Source organism: Nitrobacter winogradskyi Nb-255, assembly GCF_000012725.1.
GTDB classification, from domain to species: Bacteria; Pseudomonadota; Alphaproteobacteria; order Rhizobiales; family Xanthobacteraceae; genus Nitrobacter; species Nitrobacter winogradskyi.
The window spans coordinates 125550-151850 of record NC_007406.1 but is presented as its reverse complement, the minus strand read 5'-3'; the positions used below and the strand labels follow the sequence as shown (position 1 = coordinate 151850).

The 26301-nt window shown below is 62.7% G+C and carries 25 protein-coding genes; 10 read left to right on the top strand and 15 right to left on the bottom strand.

The features are described 5' to 3' along the window. Positions 1–108: 108 nt before the first annotated feature. From NWI_RS00685 to hslV, 4 genes are all read right to left on the bottom strand, one after another. Positions 109–1443 carry a polyhydroxyalkanoate depolymerase gene (locus tag NWI_RS00685; protein WP_011313467.1) on the bottom strand — a complete coding sequence of 445 codons (1335 nt, stop codon included), beginning with the start codon at positions 1441–1443 and terminating at the stop codon, positions 109–111. A 311-nt stretch (positions 1444–1754) separates the two neighbouring features. Then, a complete protein-coding gene (gene hslU / locus NWI_RS00680) occupies positions 1755–3056 on the bottom strand; it encodes an ATP-dependent protease ATPase subunit HslU (RefSeq protein ID WP_011313466.1) in 1302 nt (433 codons plus the stop codon). A 72-nt stretch (positions 3057–3128) separates the two neighbouring features. After that, positions 3129–3608 (bottom strand): GNAT family N-acetyltransferase, encoded by a 480-nt coding sequence (locus tag NWI_RS00675; protein ID WP_011313465.1) that lies wholly within the window; start codon positions 3606–3608, stop codon positions 3129–3131. A 3-nt stretch (positions 3609–3611) separates the two neighbouring features. Continuing rightward, the gene (gene hslV / locus NWI_RS00670) at positions 3612–4166 is read right to left on the bottom strand and encodes an ATP-dependent protease subunit HslV (RefSeq protein WP_011313464.1); all 555 of its coding nucleotides are present in this window, start codon (positions 4164–4166) and stop codon (positions 3612–3614) included. A 297-nt stretch (positions 4167–4463) separates the two neighbouring features. On the opposite strand from hslV, the gene hisB reads away from it, so the two are divergent. The 7 genes from hisB (at position 4464) to coaA (ending at position 9361) form a co-directional block, all read left to right on the top strand. Then, on the top strand, positions 4464–5057 hold the full coding sequence (gene hisB, locus NWI_RS00665) for an imidazoleglycerol-phosphate dehydratase HisB (protein ID WP_011313463.1): 594 nt from the start codon (positions 4464–4466) through the stop codon (positions 5055–5057). A 26-nt stretch (positions 5058–5083) separates the two neighbouring features. Continuing rightward, positions 5084–5608, top strand: coding sequence for a DUF2628 domain-containing protein (locus tag NWI_RS00660; protein ID WP_041344628.1), 525 nt, complete (start codon positions 5084–5086; stop codon positions 5606–5608). Next, positions 5605–6255 carry an imidazole glycerol phosphate synthase subunit HisH gene (hisH, locus tag NWI_RS00655; RefSeq protein WP_011313461.1) on the top strand — a complete coding sequence of 217 codons (651 nt, stop codon included), beginning with the start codon at positions 5605–5607 and terminating at the stop codon, positions 6253–6255. The genes NWI_RS00660 and hisH overlap by 4 nt, the downstream gene beginning before the upstream one ends. After that, on the top strand, positions 6243–6992 hold the full coding sequence (hisA, locus tag NWI_RS00650) for a 1-(5-phosphoribosyl)-5-[(5-phosphoribosylamino)methylideneamino]imidazole-4-carboxamide isomerase (RefSeq protein ID WP_187148000.1): 750 nt from the start codon (positions 6243–6245) through the stop codon (positions 6990–6992). Before hisH ends, hisA begins: the two co-directional genes overlap by 13 nt. A 15-nt stretch (positions 6993–7007) precedes the next feature. Continuing rightward, positions 7008–7784: an imidazole glycerol phosphate synthase subunit HisF gene (hisF, locus tag NWI_RS00645; RefSeq protein WP_011313459.1), complete on the top strand. Its 777-nt coding sequence runs from the start codon at positions 7008–7010 to the stop codon at positions 7782–7784. A gap of 78 nt (positions 7785–7862) precedes the next feature. After that, positions 7863–8186, top strand: coding sequence for a phosphoribosyl-ATP diphosphatase (locus tag NWI_RS00640; RefSeq protein WP_011313458.1), 324 nt, complete (start codon positions 7863–7865; stop codon positions 8184–8186). A gap of 218 nt (positions 8187–8404) precedes the next feature. Further along, on the top strand, positions 8405–9361 hold the full coding sequence (gene coaA / locus NWI_RS00635) for a type I pantothenate kinase (protein WP_011313457.1): 957 nt from the start codon (positions 8405–8407) through the stop codon (positions 9359–9361). Positions 9362–9447: 86 nt separating this feature from the next. On the opposite strand, the gene NWI_RS00630 is transcribed toward coaA, so the two are convergent. The 5 genes from NWI_RS00630 to rsmI all read right to left on the bottom strand — a co-directional run bounded on the left by NWI_RS00630 (position 9448) and on the right by rsmI (position 15863). Further along, the gene (locus tag NWI_RS00630; RefSeq protein ID WP_011313456.1) at positions 9448–11712 is read right to left on the bottom strand and encodes a PAS domain-containing hybrid sensor histidine kinase/response regulator; all 2265 of its coding nucleotides are present in this window, start codon (positions 11710–11712) and stop codon (positions 9448–9450) included. A gap of 186 nt (positions 11713–11898) precedes the next feature. Then, the gene (locus NWI_RS00625; RefSeq protein WP_011313455.1) at positions 11899–13437 is read right to left on the bottom strand and encodes a YifB family Mg chelatase-like AAA ATPase; all 1539 of its coding nucleotides are present in this window, start codon (positions 13435–13437) and stop codon (positions 11899–11901) included. A gap of 82 nt (positions 13438–13519) precedes the next feature. Then, on the bottom strand, positions 13520–14473 hold the full coding sequence (gene gshB, locus NWI_RS00620; RefSeq protein WP_011313454.1) for a glutathione synthase: 954 nt from the start codon (positions 14471–14473) through the stop codon (positions 13520–13522). Between the two features lie 42 nt (positions 14474–14515). After that, entirely contained in the window at positions 14516–14923 is a 408-nt protein-coding gene (locus NWI_RS00615; RefSeq protein ID WP_041344627.1) for a YraN family protein, read from the bottom strand. Beyond that, positions 14910–15863 carry a 16S rRNA (cytidine(1402)-2'-O)-methyltransferase gene (rsmI, locus tag NWI_RS00610; protein ID WP_011313452.1) on the bottom strand — a complete coding sequence of 318 codons (954 nt, stop codon included), beginning with the start codon at positions 15861–15863 and terminating at the stop codon, positions 14910–14912. Before rsmI ends, NWI_RS00615 begins: the two co-directional genes overlap by 14 nt. 159 nt (positions 15864–16022) lie before the next feature. On the opposite strand from rsmI, the gene NWI_RS00605 reads away from it, so the two are divergent. Then, positions 16023–18842, top strand: coding sequence for a hybrid sensor histidine kinase/response regulator (locus tag NWI_RS00605; protein WP_011313451.1), 2820 nt, complete (start codon positions 16023–16025; stop codon positions 18840–18842). Between the two features lie 111 nt (positions 18843–18953). On the opposite strand, the gene NWI_RS00600 is transcribed toward NWI_RS00605, so the two are convergent. Continuing rightward, on the bottom strand, positions 18954–19628 hold the full coding sequence (locus NWI_RS00600) for an MBL fold metallo-hydrolase (RefSeq protein WP_011313450.1): 675 nt from the start codon (positions 19626–19628) through the stop codon (positions 18954–18956). 195 nt (positions 19629–19823) lie between these two features. Here NWI_RS00600 and NWI_RS00595 point away from each other — a divergent pair, with 195 nt between their 5' ends. Continuing rightward, positions 19824–20315, top strand: a complete 492-nt coding sequence (locus tag NWI_RS00595; RefSeq protein ID WP_011313449.1) for an MmcB family DNA repair protein — start codon at positions 19824–19826, stop codon at positions 20313–20315. A gap of 129 nt (positions 20316–20444) precedes the next feature. On the opposite strand, the gene NWI_RS00590 is transcribed toward NWI_RS00595, so the two are convergent. The 5 genes from NWI_RS00590 to NWI_RS00570 form a co-directional block, all read right to left on the bottom strand. Continuing rightward, complete coding sequence (locus NWI_RS00590; protein WP_011313448.1) at positions 20445–20999, bottom strand: ActR/PrrA/RegA family redox response regulator transcription factor; 555 nt, start codon at positions 20997–20999, stop codon at positions 20445–20447. A gap of 92 nt (positions 21000–21091) precedes the next feature. After that, positions 21092–22432, bottom strand: coding sequence for an ActS/PrrB/RegB family redox-sensitive histidine kinase (locus NWI_RS00585; protein WP_011313447.1), 1341 nt, complete (start codon positions 22430–22432; stop codon positions 21092–21094). Positions 22433–22600: 168 nt separating this feature from the next. After that, positions 22601–23179, bottom strand: a complete 579-nt coding sequence (locus NWI_RS00580; RefSeq protein WP_011313446.1) for a Smr/MutS family protein — start codon at positions 23177–23179, stop codon at positions 22601–22603. Beyond that, on the bottom strand, positions 23176–24684 hold the full coding sequence (mltA, locus tag NWI_RS00575; protein ID WP_011313445.1) for a murein transglycosylase A: 1509 nt from the start codon (positions 24682–24684) through the stop codon (positions 23176–23178). The genes NWI_RS00580 and mltA overlap by 4 nt, the downstream gene beginning before the upstream one ends. Next, complete coding sequence (locus tag NWI_RS00570) at positions 24662–25366, bottom strand: Tim44/TimA family putative adaptor protein (protein ID WP_011313444.1); 705 nt, start codon at positions 25364–25366, stop codon at positions 24662–24664. The genes mltA and NWI_RS00570 overlap by 23 nt, the downstream gene beginning before the upstream one ends. A 451-nt stretch (positions 25367–25817) precedes the next feature. Between NWI_RS00570 and secB the strand changes: the two genes are divergently transcribed. Continuing rightward, a complete protein-coding gene (secB, locus tag NWI_RS00565) occupies positions 25818–26297 on the top strand; it encodes a protein-export chaperone SecB (RefSeq protein ID WP_011313443.1) in 480 nt (159 codons plus the stop codon). Positions 26298–26301: the final 4 nt, after the last annotated feature.

Sequence of the window (26301 nt, the reverse complement as noted above, 5' to 3'; positions counted from 1 at the left end):
TGAAACCCGGTTCATTCTTTGAGAAAGGTCGAAACAGGCCGGTTATCCAGCACGATGGCCGCGCTCTGGATCAGGCGGCCCGATCGATTTCCGCTTGGATTGCGCGATTCATTCCGCGGCCGAAGCACGCGATGCTTTCTCCGGAGGCCCGGCGTTCGACTGCATGAAGTCATTCATGCGCGGGACGATCTCCGACCTGAATCTCGAACCGTTAAACACGCCATAGTGACCGACGCCGCTCTGCACGTAATGGGTTCGCCGGTTGTCCGGGATCGATGTGCATAACGCATGCGCAGCTTCGGTCTGGCCGAGGCCGGAAATGTCGTCCTTCTCGCCCTCCACCGTCATCAGCGCGACGCGCTTGATCTTCGAAGGATCGACCAGCCGGCCGCGGTGAGTCATCTCGCCCTTCGGCAAAGCGTGTTTGACGAACACCTGATCGACCGTTTGCAGATAATACTCCGCGGTCAGGTCCATGACAGCGAGATACTCGTCATAGAAATCGCGGTGCTTGTCGGCCAGGTCGCCGTCGCCTTTGACGAGATGCTCGAACAGGCTCTTGTGCGCATTCATGTGGCGATCGAAATTCATGCTGATGAAGCCGTTGAGCTGCAAGAAGCCGGGATAGACGTCGCGCATTACGCCGGGATGCGGAAACGGCACCTTGGTGATGACGTTATTGCGGAACCAATCGGTGCCTCTCTCGGCGGCGAGATTGTTGACGGCGGTCGGATTCTTGCGAGTATCGATCGGCCCTCCCATCAACGTCATCGACAGCGGAACATAGGGATCGCGCGCGGCCTCCATCGCCGACACCGCGGCCAGCACCGGGACCGACGGCTGGCAGACGGCGATGACATGAACGTTTCCACCGAGCATGTGGAGGATCTCGATCAGATAGTCGACGAAATCATCCAGATCGAAACGACCTTCCGCCACCGGAACCATGCGGGCGTCGGACCAGTCGGTGATATAGACGTCGTGCGTCGGCATGAACGCTTCGACGGTTCCGCGCAGCAAGGTCGCGTAGTGACCCGACATCGGCGCCACCAGCAACAGGCGCGGCTGCGGCGTCCGCAGCGGGCGCGGGTGCATCCGATCGAAGTAGAGCAGACGACAGAAGGGCTTCTCCCAAACCGAGCGGATCTCGATCGGCGTACGCACGCCGTTGACTTTGGTCTCGTGGAGACCCCATTCCGGTTTTCCGTAACGGCGGGTGGTGCGCTCGAACAGTTCGCAACCCGCGGCGACAGATTTGCCGAGCTGGGTATGCGCCCACGGATTGAGCGGGTTTTGGAACAGCATCCGGGTCGCGTCAGTGATGGCGCGGGCCGGATTGAGCGAGGCCTGGGCCATTTCGTACATCCAGTACATCGGCGCCGTCATCGTCGGGCTGACCTCGGCCGGCAACTCCGGAGGCCGTCCAAATTCACCGATCGGCATTGGCCTGTTCCTCTTTTTTGCACCGCAGCATGATGGACCGCCACGGTCCATGACGTCAATCTACCGCTATCCAACATATAGTGGGTTGATCTCTTTAGAGAACCTTATGTGGAACAATCCTCTCCTGCTTCCCCTTACCGGGCAGCAACCTTTCGTGCCGCGCAAGAAGGCGCCGCGTTGGAAAGAACAGTCAGAACGCTAAAGCGGGTGAGGAAAAGTGTGGTGCGGTTTTCCGCCTGCATCCCGCTTCGAAATATTGGAATCGATCACGTTCATGGTTCTGGATCGATACGATCCAGAACCATCGTGGTCTAAAGGATGAACCTGCTCAGGTCGGCATTCTTGGCCAGGTCGCCGATATTTTTCTGGACATATCCGGCGTCGATGCGGACCGTCTCGCCATTGCGATCCGGGGCCGTGAACGAGATGTCGTCGAGCACCCGCTCCATCACGGTCTGCAACCGCCTCGCGCCGATGTTCTCCACCGTCGAATTCACCGCGACCGCGATATCGGCAAGCGCATCGACGGCATCATCGGTGAAGTCGAGCACGACTCCCTCGGTGTCCATCAATGCGACGTACTGTTTGATGAGCGAGGCCTCCGGCTCGGTCAGGATGCGCCGCAGGTCATCGCGCGTCAAAGCGTCCAGTTCGACGCGGATCGGCAGCCGGCCCTGCAATTCAGGCAGCAGATCGGAGGGCTTGGCGATGTGAAACGCGCCTGATGCGATGAACAGGATATGGTCGGTCTTAACGGCGCCGTGCTTGGTCGAGACGGTGGTTCCTTCAATCAGCGGCAGCAGGTCGCGCTGCACGCCCTCGCGCGACACATCGCCGCCGCTGCGCCCGTCACGCACGCAGATCTTGTCGATCTCGTCGAGGAACACGATGCCGTTATTCTCGACCGCGGCGATCGCTTCCTGCGTGAGCTGATCGCTATCGAGCAGCTTGTCGGATTCCTCGTTGATCAGGATCTCATAGGAGTCCGAGACGGTGAGCCGGCGGGTCTTGGTTCGCCCGCCCATCTTGCCGAAAATATCGCCGATCGAGATCGCGCCGACCTGCGCGCCCGGCATCCCCGGAATCTCGAACATCGGACCTCCTCCGGAGGTCTGCGTCTCGATCTCGATCTCCTTGTCGTTGAGTTCGCCGCTGCGCAATCTCTTTCGAAATGAATCACGCGTGGCGGCGCTTGCATTGGCGCCGACCAGAGCATCCAGAACGCGCTCCTCCGCGGCAAGCTGCGCGCGCGCCTGAACGTCCTTGCGCTTGCGCTCACGGGTCTGGTTGATCGCGACCTCGACGATATCGCGCACGATCTGTTCGACGTCGCGTCCGACATATCCCACCTCGGTGAACTTGGTCGCCTCGATCTTGAGAAAGGGAGCGTTGGCAAGTTTCGCCAGCCGTCGCGCGATCTCCGTCTTGCCGACGCCGGTCGGGCCGATCATCAGGATGTTCTTCGGCAACACCTCCTCGCGCAGCGGTCCGGTCAACTGCTGGCGTCGCCAGCGATTGCGCAATGCGATGGAGACCGCGCGCTTGGCGTCGGCCTGACCGACAATGAAACGGTCGAGTTCAGAAACGATTTCACGGGGAGAGATATCTGTCATGACCACCCTAGGTAGGTTGCGATTCGATCCGCGGCAAGCGGTTCACGATGATGGAGCGCCGACCGACGACACTCATGCGTCGCGGATCATCAGAAGCGCGGGGCCGTCGGGCGTTGCCGCGAGACGGTCGCGATGAAAGCCCGCTTTTTCATAGGCGCGAATCGCGCGGGCATTATCCGGATCGGGATCGATCACGATACGCGGCACGCCCTTGATGAGCAGCCTGTCGGCAAAGGAGCGGATGAACGCGGAGCCATGGCCGCGCCCGATCATGCCGGCTTCGCCGATGAACTGATCGAGCCCGCGCGTTCCATCCGGCTGCTCGCCGAGGCCGGTATGCCAGTCGCTGAGCCGGTAGCACTGAAGATAGGCGAAGTCGCGCCCGCCGTCGGTGACGATGAACTGCGCCATGTCCGGATGATCGAGGTCGCCGCTGACCAGTTCGAACTGTTCGGCCGGGTCGCCCCACCATTCCGCGACATGCGGCGTGTCGAGCCAGCGCCGGATCGTCGGCAGGTCGGCGGCGGTCATCGGGCGAAAGCCGTAAGCCATCGCTCAGCTCGCGGCCAGCGCTTCGATCGTCAGGTTTCGATTGGTATAAACACAGATATCGGCGGCGATATCGAGAGCACTGCGGACGATCGTTTCCGCGTCCTTGTCGGAGTCGATCAGGGCTCGCGCGGCGGCGAGCGCGTAGTTGCCCCCCGAGCCGATCGCCATCACGCCGGATTCCGGCTCCAGAACGTCTCCGGTCCCGGTCAGCACCAGCGATACGTCCTTGTCGGCGACAAGCATCATCGCTTCCAGCCGCCGCAGATAGCGGTCGGTGCGCCAGTCCTTGGCGAGTTCGACAGCGGCGCGTGTAAGTTGCCCAGGATATTGCTCAAGCTTGCTTTCCAGCCGCTCGAACAGGGTGAACGCATCGGCGGTGGCGCCGGCAAAGCCGCCGATGACGTCGCCTTTGCCGAGCTTCCTGACCTTTTTCGCGTTGGACTTGATGACCGTCTGTCCGATCGAGACCTGGCCGTCGCCGCCAATGACCACTTTGCCGCCCTTGCGGACGGTCAGGATCGTGGTGCCGTGCCACGTCTCCGGCTGTGATGCTTGCATCTGAACCCCTTCATGATCCGCCAGATTTAGGCATTGCGGCGCGGCCTTGCAATCGGCGCTTGATTTCGTGGATTCGTCGCCACGGTCGTAATGCACGGGTAAAAATTGCATCGTCCCGCAGTAGCGAACAGGTCGTGAGCCTGTTAAAAGAGCCGCGTTCTGCCAGAGCGCGTTCAGCAAGAGCGGTGCCCCGATTTTGCGTCCGACGCGCTCAGATCGTTAAATGGCGTGTGATCTCGTTGTCAAACCGCTCGAAGTCCGGCGGAGGCAGATCATGCGCGACGTAGAGAGCTTTTCATGCGCACGGCGAGCATCAAGCGCAAGACCAAGGAAACGGACATCGAGGTCGCGGTGAACCTCGACGGCTCCGGCGTGTCCGAGGTCGCGACCGGCATCGGCTTTTTTGACCACATGCTGGATCTGCTCGCACGCCATTCGCGCATCGACATCACGGTCAGGGCCGACGGCGATCTCCACGTCGATCATCACCACACCACGGAAGATGTCGGCATCGCGCTGGGCCAGGCGGTGAAGCAGGCGCTAGGCTCGATGGTCGGCATCAGCCGCTATGCGAGCGTCTATATGCCGATGGACGAAACGCTGTCCCGTGTCGTGATCGATATTTCCGGCCGGCCGGTGCTCGTGTTCAAGGTCGGTTTCCCCCGCGACAAGATCGGGGAGTTCGACACCGAGCTGGTGCGCGAGTGGTTCAACGCGTTTGCGGTCAATGCGGGCGTGACTTTGCACGTGGAGACCCTATATGGCGAGAACAGCCATCATATCGCCGAATCCTGCTTCAAGGGTCTGGCGCGAGCGCTTCGAGCCGCGGTGGCGATCGATCCGCGCGCCGCGAACGAAGTGCCATCAACAAAGGGGCAGCTCGGCGGCTGACCGTGCTGTTGTCGGCGGAGAGTGCAATGTCGGTCTACACAGTCCATGCGCCACCGGCCGACGGGCCAGACGGGCGCGGCGCCACGGATAACTTCGTATTCGTTCGCGATGGCTTCTCGTTCGGAGCGTTTGTGCTCGGTCCGATATGGCTGCTTTACCGGCGGCTATGGCTGGTTCTCGCGGGCTATCTGGTCCTGTCGATCGCGATGGAAGTGGTGATGACGCTGCTGCGCGTCGGCGCGGGGACACGCGTTGCGGCGATGGCGGTCGTCGCCGTGCTGATGGGGCTGGAAGCGGCGAGCCTGCGGCGCTGGACGCTGTCGCGGCGCAAGTGGCGTCCGCTGGACGTCGTCGTCGCGGACGATCAGGAGGCCGCCGAGCGGCGCTTCTTCGACCGCTGGCAAGCGATGCGGAGCGCGGACTACGATCCGTTGGCGATCGATCGCGGCGCACCGCCGCCGACGCGAGGCGGTCCGGACACATCCCTTCCGCCGTCGCTACCGCGCGGCGACATCGTCGGCCTGTTCCCGCAACCCGGATTTCGGCGGTGACGGCTGCAATCATCGACTATGGGTCGGGTAATCTCCATTCGGCCGCCAAGGCGCTTGAGTGCGCGGCGCGCGGCATGGAAGGTCTGCAAAGGATCGTGGTGACGCGCGACCCTGACGTGGTGTTCCGGGCCGATCGCGTGGTGCTGCCCGGTGTGGGCGCTTTCGCCGATTGCCGCCGCGGCCTCGATGCGCTCGACGGCATGGTCCAGGCGCTGACGGAGGTGGTGCGCGACAAAGCGCGCCCGTTCCTGGGAATCTGCGTCGGGATGCAGCTGATGGCGACGCGGGGCAAGGAGCACGTCACAACGGACGGCCTCGGCTGGATCGCGGGCGACGTCGAAAGGATTTCCCCGCGCGACGAAAGCCTGAAGATTCCGCATATGGGCTGGAATACGCTCGATCCGGCGCGAGAGCATCCGGTCCTCGAAGGCCTCCCATTGGGACCCAAAGGCCGCCACGCCTATTTCGTGCACTCCTATCACCTGAACGCCGCCAACGAGACCGACGTGCTCGCGCGCGCCGACTATGGTGGTCCGGTGACGGCGATCGTCGGCAAGGACACCGCGATCGGCACACAGTTCCATCCCGAAAAGAGCCAACGGTTCGGACTGGCTCTGATCGCCAATTTCCTGAGATGGAAACCGTGATCCTTTTCCCCGCCATCGATCTTAAGAGCGGTCAGTGCGTTCGCCTCGAGCAGGGCGACATGGCGCGCGCGACCGTGTTCAATCTCGATCCCGTTGAGCAGGCGCGCGCATTCGCCGCGCAAGGTTTCGAGTATCTCCATGTCGTCGATCTCGACGGCGCGTTCGCGGGCAAGCCTGTCAACGCGGATGCGGTGGAGCGCGTTCTGCGGAACGTCGCGCTGCCGATGCAACTGGGCGGCGGCATCCGGGACCTGAAAACGGTCGAAGCCTGGCTCGGCAAGGGCGTCGCGCGCGTCATCATCGGCACGGCCGCGGTGCGCGATCCGGTTCTGGTCAGGGAAGCCGCCAAGGCGTTTCCGGGACGCGTTGCGGTCGGCCTCGATGCGAGGGACGGCAAGGTCGCGGTCGAGGGCTGGGCAGAGACCTCGGAGGTAACCGCGCTCGACATCGCGCGGCGATTCGAGGACGCCGGCATCGCGGCGATCATCTTCACCGACATCGCCAGGGACGGCTTGCTGAAGGGTCTGAACCTCGACGCCACGATCGCGCTCGCCGACAGCATCTCGATTCCGGTGATCGCCTCCGGCGGTTTCGCCTCCATCGCGGACGTGAAGGCGCTGCTCGAACCGCGCGCGAAGAAGCTTGCGGGCGCCATTTCCGGACGCGCGCTTTATGACGGCCGGCTCGATCCGGTCGAGGCGCTGAAGCTGATCCACGCCGCGCGCGCGGCGGCCTGAGGGGATCAAGCGGCGATGTTCAAGGTCCGTGTCATCCCCTGCCTTGACGTCAAGGATGGACGGGTCGTCAAGGGCGTCAACTTCGTGGACCTGCGTGATGCCGGCGATCCCGTGGAAGCGGCGATCGCATACGATGCCGCCGGCGCGGACGAACTTACCTTTCTCGACATTACCGCGACGCACGAGAATCGCGGCATCATGCTGGATGTGGTCCGGCGCACCGCGGAAGCCTGCTTCATGCCGGTGACCGTCGGCGGCGGCGTCCGCACCATCGAGGATATCCGCACCTTGCTGCGCTCCGGCGCGGACAAGGTCTCGATCAACAGCGCGGCGGTGAGCCGGCGCGAATTCGTCAAGGAGGCCTCGGAGAAGTTCGGCGACCAGTGCATCGTGGTCGCCATCGACGCCAAACGGGTCTCAAGAACCGGTGGGACGGACCGCTGGGAAATCTTCACACATGGCGGACGCAGATCCACCGGCATCGATGCGATCGAGTATGCGCAGGAAGTGGCGTCGCTCGGCGCGGGCGAAATCCTGCTGACCTCGATGGATCGCGACGGCACGCGCCAGGGCTTCGATCTGCCGTTGACGCGGCGGGTGGCCGACAGCGTTCCGGTGCCCGTGATCGCCTCCGGAGGCGTCGGTAACCTCGATCACCTGGTCGATGGAATCCGCGAAGGCCATGCCACCGCGGTGCTGGCGGCATCGATCTTTCATTTCGGGGAGTTTACCATTCGCCAAGCCAAGGAGCATATGGTTCGCGCCGGACTGGCCATGCGGCTCGACCCCTGACAACTCCGGATTACGGAAGCGCCAGGTATTCAATAATGATCGCGCGCCTCGATGCGCGAGCGGACGAGTAGACGGATTATGCAGCGTTTCACGATCCATGATCTTGCCGCCATCATTGACGCCAGGGCTGCATCGGGGGGCGATGCGTCCTATACGCGAAAGCTGCTCGACAAGGGCCCGGCACATTGCGCGAGGAAGCTCGGCGAGGAAGCGGTCGAGACGATCATCGCAGCGGTCGAGAAAGACCGGCATCACCTGATCGCCGAAGGCGCCGATCTCATGTTTCATTTTCTTGTGCTGTTGAAGGCCAGCGGTGTGACGCTGCAGGATGTGGAAGCTGTTTTGGCGCAGCGCACGGCGATATCGGGACTCGAGGAAAAGGCCGCGCGCAATCGCGACTAGAGCGTTTCAAGCGAAGTGGACACCGGTTCGCGTGAAGAAAACGCGACAGAACAAAATCATAGAGCCCGCTTCTGATTTTATCACAAGCGGAAAGGCTCCAGAGTCTGATTTAACCGCGTTGAAGCAGACTCTGGTCCTATCTTTCGATTGAGCATGATCTTATCCGAAAACCGGTCACCACTTTTCGGGATCATGCTCTAGCCCAAAGGGCAAGCGTCATGGATTCGCGGGCAGACCAGCAACAATATAATCCGTATCGGGTCTTCCCCCGCGCCGAATGGGCCAAGCTTCGCCACGATATGCCGATGACGCTGGCCGCGAATGAAATCGCGGCGTTGCGCTCGATGCATGATCGGCTCGATCTCGTGGAGGTAGAGGAAATCTATCTGCCGTTGTCCAGGCTGCTGTCGATCTATGTGGCTGCGATGCAGCGTCTCTTTGTTGCTCAGCGTCAGTTTCTCGGCATCCATGATCGGAAGGTGCCGTATATCATCGGCGTGGCGGGGTCGGTTGCGGTTGGAAAATCGACCACGGCGCGGGTGCTGCAGGCGCTGCTCGCACGATGGTCGCCGCGCCCCAAGGTCGAGCTCGTGACGACTGACGGGTTTCTGTTGCCGAACGCGGTGCTCGAGCGACGCGGCTTGATGCAGAAGAAAGGCTTCCCGGAAAGCTATGACCTGCCGATGCTGCTTTCGTTTCTCAGTGACATCAAGGCTGGCCGCGCGCCCGTTCGCGCGCCGGTATACTCGCATCTGACTTACGACATCGTCCCCGATAGCTGGATCGAAGTCAGTCACCCCGACATTCTGATCGTCGAAGGCGTCAACGTTCTGCAAACCGGGCCGTTGCCGCGCGACGGCAGGGCCATTCCGGTCGTCTCCGACTTCTTCGACTTCTCCGTCTATCTCGACGCCGAAGAGCCGGTGCTGCGCGACTGGTATGTGACCCGCTTCCTCGCTTTGCGGGATTCCGCCTTTCAGGATCCGCGCTCCTATTTTAACCGTTACGCGCTGCTGTCGGACGACGAGGCGATCGCGACGGCGATTGCCATCTGGGAGCGCACCAACCGCGCCAACCTGGAGGACAACATTCTGCCGACCCGGCCACGCGCGAACCTGATCCTCAAGAAGGGGGCCGACCATGTCGTCGAGCGGGTCGCGTTGAGGCGGCTTTAGAGCATGATCCCGGAAATGGAATACCCTGCGTGAGCGGTTTCTTCACGCGAACCGGATTTCGCTTCGCTCGAAGACGCTACAGTACCTCAGGCCGGGACATGACGGGCGGCCGTCAATCCCGCAAGCGCGTCGGCCAGTCTCTCGCGATCGAGCGGCTTGACGAGAAAGCCATCCATGCCGGCCTCGAAACACGCGTGACGATCGTCGATCAGCGCGTTGGCGGTCAGCGCCAGGATGGTCGTGCGGCGGCCGGACCGGACGGATTCCCGTTCGCGAATTTTCCTGGTGGCCTCGATGCCGTCGAGATGCGGCATCTGGACGTCCATCAGAACGAGATCGTAGGGCGCGCCTGCGGCAAGCGCCGCGTCCCACGATTTCAGCGCCTCCTCTCCGTTGGTGGCGACGGTCACGGCATGTCCGAGACGGGTCAGGAGCGAGCGCGTCAATAGCGCGTTGATCTCGTTGTCCTCGGCGATGAGAATAGAAAGGCTTGGCCCGGAAGTGGAGGCCGGTGTCCTGGATGTCTCTGGCCTGCCGCAATCAGGCTGGCCGCCGGCGGTGCGAAGCGAGGTCGGGTCGTCGGCCGGCGCGGACAATCGCGCGGCGATCGACGCGGTTCGCAACGGCTTGACAAGATAGCCCGTGAACGCGGCCGCACCGGCAACCTGAAGGTCGTGCCTTGTCGATGGCGTGACCATGATAATCCGCCGCTCGGTATGCTGGCGGGCAGCCTGACCGAATCGCCAGATCGCACCGCCGCCCATCGCATGATCGACAACAACGGCGTGCCACGCGCGCTCCGGAAGCAGAGCACGAGCCACCGTCAGGTCCGATGCCGTGCAGATCTCCGCCCCCCATCGCTCCAGCCGCCGGGCGAGCAGCGATGTCTCGATGGCCTGGGGTGCCACGAGCATGACCGGCTGTCCTGTCAGATCCGGCGCGGTAAAGCGCTTTCGCTCCGGCGCGCGATCTTGAGCGGGAAGAGGGACCAAAACCTCGAATGTCGAACCGGAGTCCGGCTTGCTCTGCAGCGTGATTCGCCCACCCATCCGTTTGACGATGCGATCGCTGATGCTCAGCCCCAGTCCAGATCCGCCGTAGCTCCGAATGATCTGATCGTCGGCCTGCTCGAATTCACGGAAAATCCGGGCTTGCGCATCCGGTGCAATGCCGATTCCCGTGTCACGGACCATGAAGCGGATGTCGCCCGGCCGGATGCCGGGAACGACGATCAGCGCAACGCCGCCCGACGAGGTAAACTTGATGGCGTTGCCTGCAAGATTGAGCAGCACCTGCCGCAAGCGCGCGGCGTCTCCGATTACCTCGGCTGGCAGCGTTTCATCGACATAGGAGGCGATTTCAAGCTGTCTGGCCTGCGCGCGCGGCGCCAGCAGTTCGGTTATGTCCTCGATCAGGTCGGACAGAACAAAGGGCCGGCATTCGAGCTCGACCTTTCCGGCCTCGATCCTGGAATAGTCGAGCAGGTCCTCGATCAACGATAACAATGCGTCGCCGGATGCCTTCACCGCCTTGACATAGGTCGTTTGTTCGGGCGTGAGCAAGGTTTCGAGCAGCAACCCGCTCATGCCGATGATGCCGTTGAGCGGGGTGCGAAACTCGTGCGACGTCATCGCGAGGAAGCGCGATTTGGCCTGGCTGGCTTCATTCGCGCGATCCCGTGCTTCGGCGAGCGCGCGCTCGGAGTCGGTTCGATCGGTAACGTCGCGACCGACGCATTGCAGTTCCGCCGGATGGTCGGCGTCGATCCGCATCAAGGCTTCGCGCCATGCGATCCAGCGCGGACCCCGTGCGGTTTCGACACGCTGGTCGTAAACGCGCGTGCCGTTCGATTCGATCGCGCTCTCGCCTTGCTCGAGAACGGGAAGCGCGAACCGGCTGCCAAGCAGCTCCGTTCGCGATCGCTGGGCCAGGATGCAATAGGCCTCGTTCACCGAGGTGATGACGCCGCCTCCGTCGCGCAGCACGATCAGATCGCTCTGTGACTCGAAAAGGTGGCGCGCGCGCTCTTCCGCTTCCTTCAGCTCCCAGTTGCGGTCAACGAGCGCTTCATTATGGAGAGCAATCTTGTGCATCTTCTTGCGCATTCGGCGCAAGCGCATGCTCAGGATAGCCAGCGCGACACAGGCGAGCGCGAACAGGAAGCTGATGCCGATTGCGAACGCATGAGGATCGTAGTCGGCGCTCAGGCTTCCGGCGATGAAGCCATAGGCGCCGCCGAACGCGATTGAGAAGGCCATGAAGGTGCGAAAGGCGACGTTGAGACGGGGATGCCGCCGGATCAGCCTGCGCGCGCGCAGGCGTGCCTTCGTCCAGAATAATCGCGCGGTCATCGATCTCCCCGCACATCCTTGCAGCGTCCGTCGGAGGCGGGTTGCCGCCGACGAAGGCGCGCGCGGTGGATGCACCCCCTCAAGCATGAAGGCATGACGTTGCGAAGTGCTTGAGGGTTGGGGCCGGAAAACGATCCGATGCGAACAAGGTAAACGAGGCGTTACTGAAACATCAACGCCACGATGTCAGGCGGCGCGTTTGATGTCGTCGGCGAGCGCGCGATAGGACAGGGCTTCGGCGAGGTACAGCCGGCCGATCCTGTCAGCGCCGTCGAGATCCGCGAGCGTGCGGGCGACCCGCAGCACCCGGTGATAGCCGCGCGCCGACAACCGCATACTTTCCGCGGCGTCGTGGAGCAGCTTCAGCCCCTGTGCATCCGGCTGCGCGATGGCTTCAAGTGCGGCCGCCGGAGCTTCGGCGTTGGTCCGGACATTCGACAATCCAAGCGCGGCATAGCGCTCCGTCTGAATGTCGCGTGCCGCGGCGACACGAGCGCCGACTTCGGCCGAGCCTTCCGACGAAGGCGGCAGGATGAGATCGGAGGCGGTCACGGCCGGCACTTCGATGCGCAGATCGATCCGGTCCAGGAGAGGTCCGGAGATGCGCATTTGATAGTCCGCGGTGCAACGATCGATGCGACCACGCTTGCAGGCGTAGCCGGGCTCAAAGGCGTGGCCGCAGCGGCATGGATTCATCGCCGCCACCAGCATGAAGCGCGCGGGGTAGGTCACGCGATGATTGGCGCGGGACACGGCGATCTCGCCGTTTTCAAGCGGCTGCCGGAGCGAATCCAGCACGCGCGGATCGAATTCCGGCAATTCGTCGAGAAACAGCACGCCGTTATGCGCCAGCGAGATTTCACCGGGTCTGGCGCGGGTGCCGCCGCCCGTCAGCGCGGCCATGCTGGCGGAATGATGCGGGGCGCGAAACGGCCGCTGCGAGGTGAGCGCACCGCCGTCGATTTCACCGGCCACGGACGCGATCATCGACAGTTCTAGCAGTTCGGCCGGCGACAGCGGCGGGAGAATTGAAGGCAGGCGCGCCGCGAGCATTGATTTGCCGCTGCCGGGAGATCCGACCATCAGCAGGTGGTGTCCGCCGGCGGCTGCGATCTCGAGCGCGCGCTTGGCGCTCTCCTGCCCTTTGATGTCGCGAAGGTCGAGAGCGCTGCCCTGGGTTTCACGGATCCGGGGCTGCGGCCGGGACAGAACCTGAGTTCCCTTGAAATGATTTGCGATCTGAATGAGCGAACTGGCGGCGATGATCTGGATGTCGGGGCTCGCCCAGGCTGCTTCCGCGCCGCAGGCCGAGGGGCAAATCAGTCCATCCTCGCGCGCGTTCGCGCCGATCGCGGCGGGAAGAACCCCGGCCACGGCAGCGATCGAGCCGTCGAGGCCGAGTTCTCCCAGCACGGTGAACCCCGCCAATGCGTCCGAGGGGATAGCCCCGATCGCCGCCATCAGGCCGAGTGCGATCGGAAGATCGTAATGACTGCCTTCCTTGGGCAGATCCGCCGGCGCCAGATTGACGGTGATTCGTCTCGCCGGCAGCGCAAGACCCGAAGCGATCAGCGCCGCTCGTACCCGCTCGCGAGCCTCGGACACGGCTTTGTCCGGCAATCCCACTATGTTGAAGGCGGGCAGGCCGGGAGCGACCTGCACCTGCACGTCGACAGCGCGCGCTTCGATACCCTCGAACGCGACGGTAGATACCCGCTGCACCATGACCGCCCCCTTTTACCGGGCCGAAGCTAGCTCACAACTCTCCGATGCACAAGAACATTAAGAGAACGCAAGTTGAAGTTCTTCAGCCGGGAGCCTGTGAGCGCTTCGCCTCGATCCTGTCCCAGACGATCGCGGCGACATCCGGACCGCCCAACGCGGCGATGGCCCGGATTCCGGTCGGCGAGGTGACGTTGATTTCGGTGAGCAAGCCGTCGATGACGTCGATGCCGACAAACAGCAGCCCACGCTCGCGCAGCGCCGGTCCGATGCGCTCGCAGATCTCGCTCTCGCGTGGGGTGAGATCGGTGGCCCGCGCGGCACCGCCGCGCACCATGTTGGAGCGCAGATCGTCAGCGGCGGGCACGCGATTGACGGCGCCGGCGAATTCGCCATCGACGAGGATGATGCGCTTGTCGCCCCGACTGACCTCGGGCAGGAAGCGCTGGATCACCCAGGATTCGCGAAACGTCACCGAGAACATGTCGAACAGTGATCCGAAGTTCATGTCTTGCGGCATGACGCGGAAGACCGCGGCTCCGCCGTGACCATGCAGCGGCTTCATGACCACCGCGCCATGCTCGGCACGAAACGAATTGATCTCGTCGAGATCGCGCGAGATCAATGTCGGCGGCATCAGGTCGGGGAAATCCATCACGAACAGCTTTTCCGGTGCGTTGCGGACGCTCGCCGGATTGTTGACCACCAGCGTCTTCGGATGGATGCGCTCAAGCAGGTGAGTCGTCGTGATATAAGCGAGATCGAACGGCGGGTCCTGCCGCAGCAACACGACGTCGAAGGATTCCAGGGGCGCGCGCGTGGCATCGCCAAGCGTGAAATGATCGCCGTGATGGTCGCGTACAGTCAGCGGCTGGACCGGCGCGACCACATCCCTGCCGCGAAGCGATAACTTGTCCGGCGTGTAGTACGAGACGTCGTGGCCGCGCCGCTGCGCCTCCAGCAAGAGCGCGAAGGTCGAATCGCCGCGGATATTGATGCGCGCGATCGGATCCATCTGAACGGCGACTTTCAGTTTCATCGTGTGCTGGTCCGGTTGAATTCCGTCTATGCGCGCCCGAGGCTATGTGCTGGCGTCGAATGCACCTAACAGATGGCGCGGCAGACGTCGCGGTGCAATCAGCATGGCGTCGAAGCGAAACTCGAAGGTCTCATGTTCGGGGTGCGCCATCAACCAGGCCTGAGCCGCGTTGATGATCCTCTGCTGCTGTTTCCGCGTCACCGCATAGGCGGCGTCATCGAGACTGCGGCGGGCCTTGACTTCGACGAAGGCGAGAAGCTGTCGCCGACGGGCCACGATATCGATCTCGCCATAGGGGGTGCGAAACCGGCGCGCCAGAATCCGGTAGCCCTTGGCGATCAGATAGGCGGCGGCGCGTCTTTCTGCTGAAAGACCGGCGTGAAACGCCGCGACGCGCACGGGCGCTGCGGCCTCCGGGTCGTTTCGGGAAGGGTCGTTACTTGCAGCCATTGTCGCCAATGTCTCTTATCTGTCCGGCGAGCTCAAGCGCACGGGCGTAGACCTGACGTCGGGGGTGGCCCGAGATTTCGACCGCGCGAGCCACACTGTCCTTGACGCTGCCTTCCTTCAACAGGCTCAGCAACAGTTCGTCCAGATCGCCGGAGGACAGCGCGCCTGAATCTTCCGCCGGTGGTCCGACCACCAGGACGAATTCACCCCGCGTTTCCAACGTTGCGGCAACCTCCGCAAGCTCCGTGAGGCCCGCACGGTGGATATCCTGGTGCAGCTTGGTCAGTTCGCGACAGATAGCGGCGGCGCGATTTCCGAGGACGGCCGCGAGATCGGGCAAGGCTCTGCGGATGCGGCTGCCGGATTCGAACATCACAAGGGTGGCGTCGATGGTCGCGAGTTCGGCAAGGCGGGTGCGGCGCGCGGTCTCCTTCGCCGGCAGAAACCCCTCGAAGAAGAACCGGTCCGTCGGCAGCGCCGCGACCGACAGCGCCGCCAGCACCGAAGACGCCCCCGGAAGCGCGATCACCTGATGGCCGGCGGCGCACACGTCACGAACCAGCTTGAAGCCCGGATCGGAAATCAATGGCGTGCCGGCGTCGGAGACCAGCGCGATGGAGGCGCCTTGCGCCAGTTGCGCCAGAATCTTCGGCCGCGCGGTCGCGGCATTATGCTCGTGGTAGGGCTTGAGCAGGCCTGTGATCGCGTAGCGTTCGGTAAGGCGGCGGGTGATGCGGGTGTCTTCGCAAGCGATGAAATCGACGCCTGCGAGGGTTTCAAGCGCCCGCAAGGTAATGTCTCCGAGATGGCCGATCGGCGTCGCGACCAGATGAAGACCGGGCGCGGCCGCCGGGGCAGCCAGTTGGTGGCCCGCAATGGAAAAAGTGCGGATCCTGGGCGTTTCGATGTGGAATTTCGGGGAGGCGGATTTTGCGCGCATACCGCGGCATTCTATAGCGTTTTCGAAAAGACCGCCCACCGCAAAAATAAATGGAACCAGGCAGGGAGTTAAAGCATTCTGTCCCGATTGTTGTGACCCCGGTATGCGGCGTCATCGGGGTTACCCGCCCGGACGGCTACCCAACAACTTGTTCCGTTAATGCCAGAGAAGGAAAGTGTCAGTTCCGGAGCGTTCCTTGCCGGAGGCGGGGAAATGGGCGAGCTGACGCGCCGTTTCGATTGGGACTCCACATCCGTCGGCACTCCCGATGCGTGGCCGCAGAGCCTGCGCACGGCGGTGCGGATCGTGCTGAACACCAACCACCCGATGTTCATCTGGTGGGGGTCGGACTTGATCCAGTTCTATAACGATGCCTACCGGCAAACCCTGGGACCGGAGCGGCATCCCGGCGCGCTCGGTCAAAAGGGCAGGGAGTGCTGGGCCGAGATATGGGACATCATCGGCCCCCAGATCGAGTACGTCATGTCCGGCCGCGGGGCGACCTGGCACGAGGAGCAGCTTGTTCCGGTCACGCGGAACGGACGACTGGAGCAGGTCTATTGGACCTATGGATTCAGCCCCATCGATGACGAGGAAGGTGTCGGGGGCGTGCTCGTGGTATGCCGCGATGTCACGCGCGAACATCTTGCCAGGATGGCCTTGCAGGAGCGGGAGACCGAGCTTGCGCGCGTGCAGGCGATCGGGCGGATCGGCGGCCTCGAGGTCGATCTGCGCACCGGCCACCGCAGTCGCAAGTCGCCGGAGTACTTGAAGATACACGGCCTTCCGTCCGACGCCGTCCACGAAAGCCGGGAGGACTGGCTTCGCCGCGTTCATCCCGATGATCGCGCGGTCGCCGAGGGGCAGTTCATCGATGCGATCCGGGGCGGCGATCGCGAATACGCGGTACGCTACCGGATCATCCGGCCGAACGACGGCGAGACGCGCTGGATTTCGGCCCGATCGGTGATCGAGCGCGATGCGGACGGGAAAGCGATCCGCCTGTTCGGCGCCCACATCGACATCACCGACCAGGTCGAAGCGGAACGCTCGATCCGCCAGCGCGAACAGGAATTTCGCACGCTTGCAGAAGCGCTGCCGCATCACGTCTGGACCGCCACATCCGACGGCTCGTTCAACTGGTTCAATCGGCGCTTCTACGATTACGTCGGCGCACGGCCGGGCGAACCCGGCGGCAACGACTGGAATAGGATCGTTCATCCCGATGATGCGCCAGCCGCGGCCGCGGCGAGGACTCGCGCGGTAACCAGCGGCGAACCCTATGAGATCGAATTCAGGCTGCGGAGATCCGACGGCGTCTATCACTGGTTTCTGTCCCGCGCCTTGCCGGCGCGCGATGAAGATGGTCGCATCATCCGCTGGATCGGCACCGACACCGATGTCCACGATCAGAAGCGGATCGCGGCAAAGCTTGCCGAACTGAACGCGACGCTCGCCGAGCGCGTCGAGGAGAAAACCCGCGAGCGCGACAGGATCTGGAATGTGTCCCAGGACTTGCTTCTGGTCATGGACCAGCATGGCATCTGGCGCTCCGTCAATCCCGCCTGGACGAGGACGCTCGGCTGGAGCGAGGCTGAGCTGACGGAGCGGACCGCCGAATGGATCGAGCATCCCGATGACATCGTCAAGACCCGGGTTGAGGTCCGCCGTCTCGCTCGCGGTAAAGCGACGGTTCGGTTCGAAAACCGGCTTCGTCACAAGGACGGCTCCTACAGGTGGCTGTCGTGGACCGCGGTTCCGGACCAGAACCTTATTTACGCCGTGGCGCGCGATGTCACTGCCGAGAAGGCGGCCGCCGAGCGGCTGAGGGCGGCCGAAGAAGCGCTGCGCCAGTCGCAAAAGATGGAAGCCGTCGGCCAGTTGACCGGCGGCATCGCCCACGACTTCAACAACCTGCTCACCGGTATCGTCGGCTCGCTGGATCTGTTGCAGACGCACATCAAGCAGGGGCGCACCGATCGCGCGGGCCGTTACATCGAAGCCGCGATGGCCTCGGCCAATCGGGCCGCGGCGCTGACGCACCGCCTGTTGGCGTTCGCCCGCAGACAGCCCCTGGTGCCGAAGCCGGTCGACGCCAACCAGCTCATCCTCTCGCTCGAGGACCTGCTGCGCAGGACGATCGGCGAGGCCATCGAGCTGAAAATCGCTCCATCGAAACTTCTCTGGCCGACGCTGTGCGATCCCAATCAGCTCGAAAGCGCGCTGCTCAATCTCGCCATCAACGCACGGGACGCCATGCCCAACGGCGGCAGGCTCACGATCGCCACGGCGAATGTGAGCCTCGACACCGCCGGGTCCGGCTCCTCCACCAGGCAGCCGGGCGACTATATCTGCATCACCGTCGCCGATACCGGAACAGGCATGACCGCCGATGTCGCCGCGCGCGCCTTCGATCCCTTTTTCACCACCAAACCGATCGGCCACGGCACCGGACTAGGCCTGTCGATGATCTACGGGTTCGCGCGGCAATCGAACGGCCACATCGCGCTCGACACCGCGCCGGGACGAGGCACGTCGATCAGCCTGTCTCTGCCGCGTCATGACAGCGTCGCGGAGGCTGTTCAAGCCTCTCCCGCAAGCAGGATCACCGCCACAGGGGGAACGGTTCTGGTGGTCGAGGACGAGCCTGTCGTGCGCGGCATCATCGTCGAGATGCTGCATGATCAGGGTTATGTCACGCGCGAGGCCGCGGACGGAGCGGAAGGCTTGCGGATTCTGCAATTGGACAAGCCGGTCGATCTCCTGCTCACCGACATCGGACTTCCCGGCATGAACGGACGCCAACTCGCGGATCAGGCGCGCGAACTCCGCCCGGATCTGAAAATCCTCTTCATGACCGGCTATGCGGACAATGCCGCAAACGCCAAGGGCTTCCTCCAACCCGGCATGGACATGATCACCAAGCCGTTCGATCTCGGCCATCTCTCACGGCGTGTGCGTGACATCATTTCCCACTGACGCTCGGTTGCAAAGGTGTGCCGGCGCCATCCCTCACGGCGAAGAACAGGAGCGACTCGCAGTCTGCACCGCGTGACCGGTATCCACTTCGCGGAAGATGCTCCAAAATACTCAGTCACATACATTTCCGGTCAGGAACGGATTGCTCACGCGCTCGTGGCCGATGGTCGATCCCGGTCCATGTCCGCAGATGAAAGCGACGTCATCTCCAAGCGGCAACAGTTTGTCCGTTATCGATTTGATCAGGACGGCGCGGCTGCCGCCGGGCAAGTCGGTGCGGCCGACGGAACCGTTGAACAACACGTCGCCGACATGCGCAAAATGGAGATCGGCGTTAAAGAAAACCACGCTTCCGGGCGAATGGCCGGGGCAATGAAGAACGTCGAACGCGAGTTGACCCACCTCGACCTGATCGCCGTCCTCGAGCCAGCGGTCGGGGACAAAATCGCGCATGCCGGTCATGCCGTAGTGCCGTCCGCTTTCGACGACATGGTCGAGCAGGAACTTGTCGGCGACATGCGGCCCCATGATGGGAACCTTCAACGCGTCGCGCAACTCCGCGGCGCCCCCCACATGATCAATATGGCCATGCGTAAGCCAGATCCGTCCGACCGTCACGCCCGCCTGCTTAATGGCTGCCCTGATCAGCGGAATATCGCCTCCGGGATCGATGACCACCCCGTCCCTGGTCGCCTCGCACCACAGCAGCGTGCAGTTCTGCCGGAACGGCGTTACCGGAATGATTGCGGCGCCGACTTTGGCCCTGGTCTGGTCTTCCCTCGTCATACCCGCACAATGCCGATTTTTAGGGCATCGCCAAGCGATTTCGCGGCATCGCCGGTTCAGCCTCCGAAAAGCTCAAAACACGGCGCAAACGGCCAAGTTCGCCGCTGGCTCCGGCAGGGGAACGGGCGTAGCCCGCGTCTTCAGCTTTATAATATGGTGGCGAACCACGAGATCGGACATACTTGGTCCAACCGCATGGAAACGAACGCCGCCCACATCGCTCTTATGGTCCCGCCGGATCGCCGCCAGTCAGCGACCGCGCTGGCTATCGCACGCGGGACCGGAAGACTTTTACGATCGCTTGGGTTTGCCTGTCTCAGCGAATTGTCGCTGCCGTCGGGACGCCGTGCCGATCTGGTAGCCGTCAACGCGCGCGGGGAGATCTGGATCGTCGAGATCAAATCCTCGGCCGACGATTTGCGTGCGGACAGGAAGTGGCAGGACTATCGGGCGCATTGCGATCGCCTGTTCTTCGCCTTCACGCGCGATCTGCGGTGCGATATATTCCCCGGCGATACCGGGCTGATCGTTGCCGACGCTTATGGCGCGTACTTGCACTGCGAAGCGCCGGAGCACCGGCTGCCGTCCCCGACGCGCAAGGCGATGATGCTGCGCTTCGGGATGGCGGCGGCGCAACGTCTCAATCGCCTCGCCGATCCGCAGGGTCATGCCGAAAGCGAATTTTAGAGCAAGATCCCGAAACGTGGAAACCGGTTTTCGGACAAGATCCTGCTCAGTCGAAAGAAACACAGCTTGATTGAACGCAGTTGAACCGCACCCAGGGGCCTTCTCGCTTCCGTTGGATCAAATCTCGATTCAGCGAGGCGCGCGTTTCGCCAGAATGCGTTGCAGCGTGCGGCGGTGCATGTTGAGCCGCCGGGCTGTTTCCGACACATTGCGATTGCACATCTCATAGATGCGCTGAATGTGTTCCCAGCGCACGCGATCGGCCGACATCGGATTCGGCGGGACCTCGGACTTCGCCGTGCCGCTGGCGAGCAGCGCCGCGACCACGTCGTCGGCATCGGCAGGCTTGGACAGGTAATCGATCGCGCCCAGCTTCACCGCCGTCACAGCGGTCGCGATGTTGCCGTAACCGGTCAGCACGATCGCCCTCGCATCGGGGCGCTCGCGTTTAAGCGCGGATACGACGTCGAGGCCGTTGCCGTCGCCCAGCCGGAGATCGACCACGGCAAAAGCCGGCGCAGACTTTCCGATATGCGCAAGGCCATCAGAGACACTGTCGCATGGGGTCACATTGAAGCCGCGCGTTTCCATGGCGCGCGACAGACGCTCCAGAAACGGTTTGTCATCCTCGACGATCAGCAGCGAGCGGTCGGCTTGCGGGGAGACGTCGGGGGTGGCGTTCACAGGGATACCTCGCGCTTGGTTTGGTATGAAATCATATGGTCGCTGAACCGCGCACCGCAAGCAATTGTTGCCAAGGTCGCGGTCCGTGATAACTATCCTGTTGTCTCCGCAATCGTTTTCGCTGTTTCAAAGCGGATGCGCGGCCACACGATCCTGACCACCGCGCCGTGATCGGGGAACGTCCGGTTCTTGAAGGACACCCTTGCCCCGGTTCGCTCCAGCAAGGTTCGGGCGATAAAGATTCCGAGACCCAGCCCTGTGCGTCCGCTCTGTGCATCGCCGACATTGCGACGACGCGACAGGTAAGGCTCGCCGATCCTCTTGAGAATGTCGGGGACGATGCCCGGTCCGTCATCGGCAATGACGATCTCGACGCTGTCCTTGCTCCACCAGGCATTCACTTCGACCGCGCTACGGGCGAAGTCGACGGCGTTCTCAAGAATGTTACCGACCCCGTAGAGGATCGCCGGGTTGCGTATGCCGACCGGTTCATGGTCGCCCGCCGCCTCGATCCGGGTTTTGATGTCGATGCCGAAGTCGCGATGCGGCGCAACGGTTTCCTCGATCAGGGTGGACAGCGGCATACGGTCGAACGGGGCTCCCGATGACGACAGTTGCGCGATCTTGGCGAGGATATCGCGGCAGCGCTGCGCTTGCTCTCGCACGATCCTGAGATCACCGGCCAGCCGCTGTGGCTCCTGCGCGCCATTTTCCTGCAGAGCTTTTTCCAGTTCCCGCGAAATCAGGAAAATGGTTGAAAGCGGCGTTCCGAGTTCGTGGGCGGCCGCGGCGGCAAGGCCGTCGATCTGGGTCAGATGCTGTTCGCGGGTCAGAACCAGTTCGGTCGCCGCGAGAGCGTCGGACAGTTTGCGCGCCTGCTCCGTCACCTGGAAGGTGTAAAGGCTGGTGACACCGATCGCGAGAACGATCGATAACCAGACCCCTATGAGATAGATCGGCGGCAGGATGAGCGGATTGGATGCATCCCACGGCAGCGGCAAATGGGTGAAGCCCAGAACCGTCGCGCAGGCGACCGCGAAGCCGCCGAGCGCCATCGTCATTCGCGTCGGCAAGGCGGTGGCCGAGATCAACACCGGCGCCAGAAACAGATACGAGAACGGATTCTGCAAGCCGCCGGTGAAGAACAGCAGGACGGCCAGTTCAGCAATGTTCAGCGCAAGCAACGCCGCGGCATGACGCGGCTCCAACCGCTGCATCGGATTGAAGCTGACCTGCAAAACCAGATTGAGCAGCGACGACAACCCGACGATCACGACACAGGGAATGATCGGCAGGTCGAACTGGAGACCCTGGGCGACGACGAAGATCGCCGCGAGCTGCCCCAGCGCCGCAAGCCAGCGCAGCCGCAAGATCGTATCCAGACGGACGTAGCGGCGGGGATGACGGAAATCAGAGGCGGCGACGTCGGGCATTCTCGACGACTATAGCGATTTCGAGCGAGGTTGATACGGGTCCGCTTGAAGAAAACGCGTCAGACCAACGATCCAGAACTTCGTTTCCGATTCAATCAGAAGCGGCGCCTACAAACCGGGGGCCTGATCGAGCATGGTCCGGTGCCGAGAGCCGCTTCACGTTCGAGATCATGCCCTGACTCTGCGCCGCAAGCGCACGTAAAGTGCGCCCTCGCCGCCATGGCCGAGATGCGCCTCGTCGAAACCGACGACCAGCGAGCGAAACTCGGGGAGAGCCAGCCATTGCGGGACCTGCCGCCGCAGGACGCCTCGCTCGGAATCCGCTCCCTTCGCGCGGCCCTTGCCGGTAATGACAAGCACGAAGATGAGGCCATCGCCCGATGCATCCTGCAAAAACCGCAGCAAGGCTCGATATGCCCGTGTCTGCGTCATCCCATGCAGGTCGATCCGTGCATCGATGTCTTTCCGCCCTCGGGACAGTTGCGATCGCTCGCGGCGGGTGAGCGCCGCCCGCGGCGGGTTATTGAACCTGACCGCTTTTCCGGTCGGGTCAGATTCAGACCGGGTCGCGAACTCTGCGATGCTCGCGGATTTCACCTCGAGCCTAGGTTGAAAGGAATCGGGCGGAGATGGTTTGCGCAGCGGCTTGGCTTGCCCCGCGACGCTTTCCCACAACCGGCGTTCCTCGTCGGTAAGGACGCGCCGGCGGCGCGGTCGCGCGGATGCGTCGGGCGAGAAGCGTTTCATCGCGCCCGGCGATGCCAGAGGCGGCGCTGATGCTTGCGATATCGCGGTTTCCGACTTGATCTGACCCCGGGCCGCGCCGATGGCAGGGGAGCGGCTTCCGATGACGCGGCTTTCGCTGTCGGCACAGCGGCGGCCCCGGTCTGCTCTCTCGCGGGGGTCGAAGAAAGCCCGGACGCTGGCGGGGTGCTGCCAGGCTTCTGATCGCTCGGCGGAAACAGCCTTGCGATTGTTGCCGAAGGTCGTGTTTCCGGAAGCGGCATGGTTCTGGCGCGGGCTACCGGATCAAGGCTGTTCGGGACAAGCATGACGAAGTTCATGTTGTGGCGCAGACGGCCTGACACCCGCCCTGCCTCCGAGCCTGCGCCGAAGTAAAGGTCCGCGCGGGCCGGACCAACAATGGCGGACCCTGTATCCTGCGCGATCATCAATCGATGGAACGGCGTTTTCGCCTGGGCGGATTCGATCGGCAGCTCGCCTTCGATAAAGAAAGGCGTACCGTAAACATGCAGTGATTTGTCGACCGCAATCGACCTGCCCGGCGTCAACGGCAGGCCCTGTGCTCCGATGGCCTCGTCATTGTCGGAGAGTTTCACCTCATGAAAAAACACATAGGAACGGTTCTGCCGGCGCAATTCATTCGCGCCATCGGGGTTGTCGGCCATCCATTGCCTGATGCGCTGCATCGACATCTGATCCTTCGGGATGATGTCGCGTTCGATCAGGATACGACCCACCGCGGTATATGGATATCCGTTATAGGAATCATAGTTGATGCGTATGGTCGAGCCGTCCTCGAGACGAACCCGCGCCGAGCCCTGGATTTGCGTGAAGAGCAAATCGGTCTGGCTCTTCAGCCAGCAGATTTCCAGGCCGCGGCCTTCGATCGCGCCGTCCTCGATTTCCGCGCGATCGTAGTAGGGAACCAGCTTTCTGCGGCCAATCTTGCGAAACACCGGCCCGCTGTTAGGCAGGCTCGGCGCGCTTTGCGAGAATCCCCGGACGAAAAGGTTCGAAGGACGGCGGTAGACCGGCACGGTGTAGACATCGGTCCTGGTACGCGATCCGTCGATGATCGGCTCGTAATAGCCGGTGACGAAGCCGTCCGTTTCGCCGAGACGTGAAATGCGCACGGCCCGGAAATGGTCCTCAAAGAAAGCTCTCGCTTTGGCATTGTCCGAGATATTCATCGGCTTCGCCACGCGGCACGGCTCCCGCAAGGATGCGCCGAGCGCCTTGTGGCTGACGGCCGAGACGCGCCGCGCGGTTACGCCGCGGCAACTGGCGCGAAAAGCCTTGAATGCCTCGAGATGATTGTCGGTATTCCAGCCGGCGATATCGGCAAAGGCAACCGGCGAATATTGGGCGCCGGTGATCTCGAGCGGCCCAACGGAACGATGGCCGCTGCCCTGAGCCTGAACGGTGACAGGCGCAGTCGCGGCGGCGATGCATAATCCGACCGCGAACCTTCTGACCCGATAAAGCTCAGCTGGCGCTTCCGGTGCCAACCAGTTTCCAGTTCGGGTCGCGCGAGGAAATATCGCGGGCAAACGTCCAAACATCGGTAATATCGGAAATCTTCTCCGGGTTTCCGTCGACGATGGCTCCGGTCTTGTCGCGGGTGACCGAAATCATCTGCGAAATGAAGCGGACCGTCAGCTGCTCGGCACCGTCGCGCACCTCCGCGCCAATCAGCTCCACCTTATCGATCGAGACAAATCGCGTTTCCGTTTTCTGCTCGAGCCTCTCTCTATCCTTGATGGCCGCATCGAAGCTTTCGTAGACATCGGACGACAACAGGTCCTTCAAGGTCCGGCGATCCCCGTTGGCGAATGCCAGCACGATCATCTCATAGGCGCTCCGCGCGCCGCTCAGGAAATGCGCGGGATCGAAGGAGGAATCCTGCGCCGCGATGGCGTCGAGCCCCAAAGCGAGGGGCGTGCCGGGTTCAGCCACACTCTTCCATCGGTCGGCTGCGCCCCCGACATCGGCGGAGGGCGCCGCCGATGACTGATTGATCACGGTTCCCGGAACCGGGACCACGTTATTGTCCTGGGTGCCGCCCAGGACTTCGCGCGTGGCACGGTCATAAGGCGGACGCTCACTTCCGGTCCGCTGCCCGAGAACGCTGCGCAGACGCAGGAAAATAAAGACCGCCAGCGCGAGGAAAATGATGGTGTAAATATCCACGTCGTCTCCACTTTCTGATCGGTCCGGTCCGGTTCTGATCGGTCCAGGTCACGACCGGCGAACAAACGTCCAGAGAACAAACGTCCAGATGAGGGCAGGTTCGCATGGCCGCCTGATTAATTTAAGTACGAAACCTCGGCCGGCCAAGAGCGCATTCTAGCATAACGATGGGATCAGCGAGGACTCCTTAGCTTGCAAAGCTTACCGAACATAGCGCGTTTCCTATCAAAGGGGAAATTCGGAATTCCAAGGATAAAACCTGTTTCTTCAACAGGTTGAACCTGGGGGCGAGGCAAAAGCACGCGGGCGGCCCAAAGGATGGTCCGGTTCGCCGGCGCTTCCGCCGTCCTTGTGAACAGCGGCAGCATTATGTTAGCCACTCGCCCCGATACGGCACTTCGCCATTCAAGCAGGCACGGCAGGCCGGCTCGAAGTTTCAGGAGAGAAATCCATGACCAACGGCAACGGCACGCCACCCGAGACAGCCCCTTCACCCCAGTTGAACGTGCTGGCCCAGTACACCAAGGATTTCTCTTTCGAGAATCCCAACTCGCCCGCCTCTCTCGCGCCTCAGCAACAGCCTCCCTCGATCAACGTTCAGATCAATGTCGGCGCCAGCAATGTGGCGGAGAACGACTACGAGGTGGTGCTCAAAGTCGAAGGCAAGGCGGAACATGCCGGCAAACTGATGTTCAGTTTCGAACTCGCTTATGCGGGCGTATTCCGGATCGTCAACGTTCCCCAGGAAAATCTTCATCCGCTGGTGATGATCGAATGTCCTCGGCTGTTGTTCCCCTTCGCCCGCGAAATCGTCGCCACGGCCGTTCGTGACGGCGGATTCCCGCCATTGATGCTCGACCCCATCGATTTCGTAAGCCTGTATCGACAGAACATGGAACGTCAGGCCGCGGCGCAACAACAGCCAAGTTGATCAT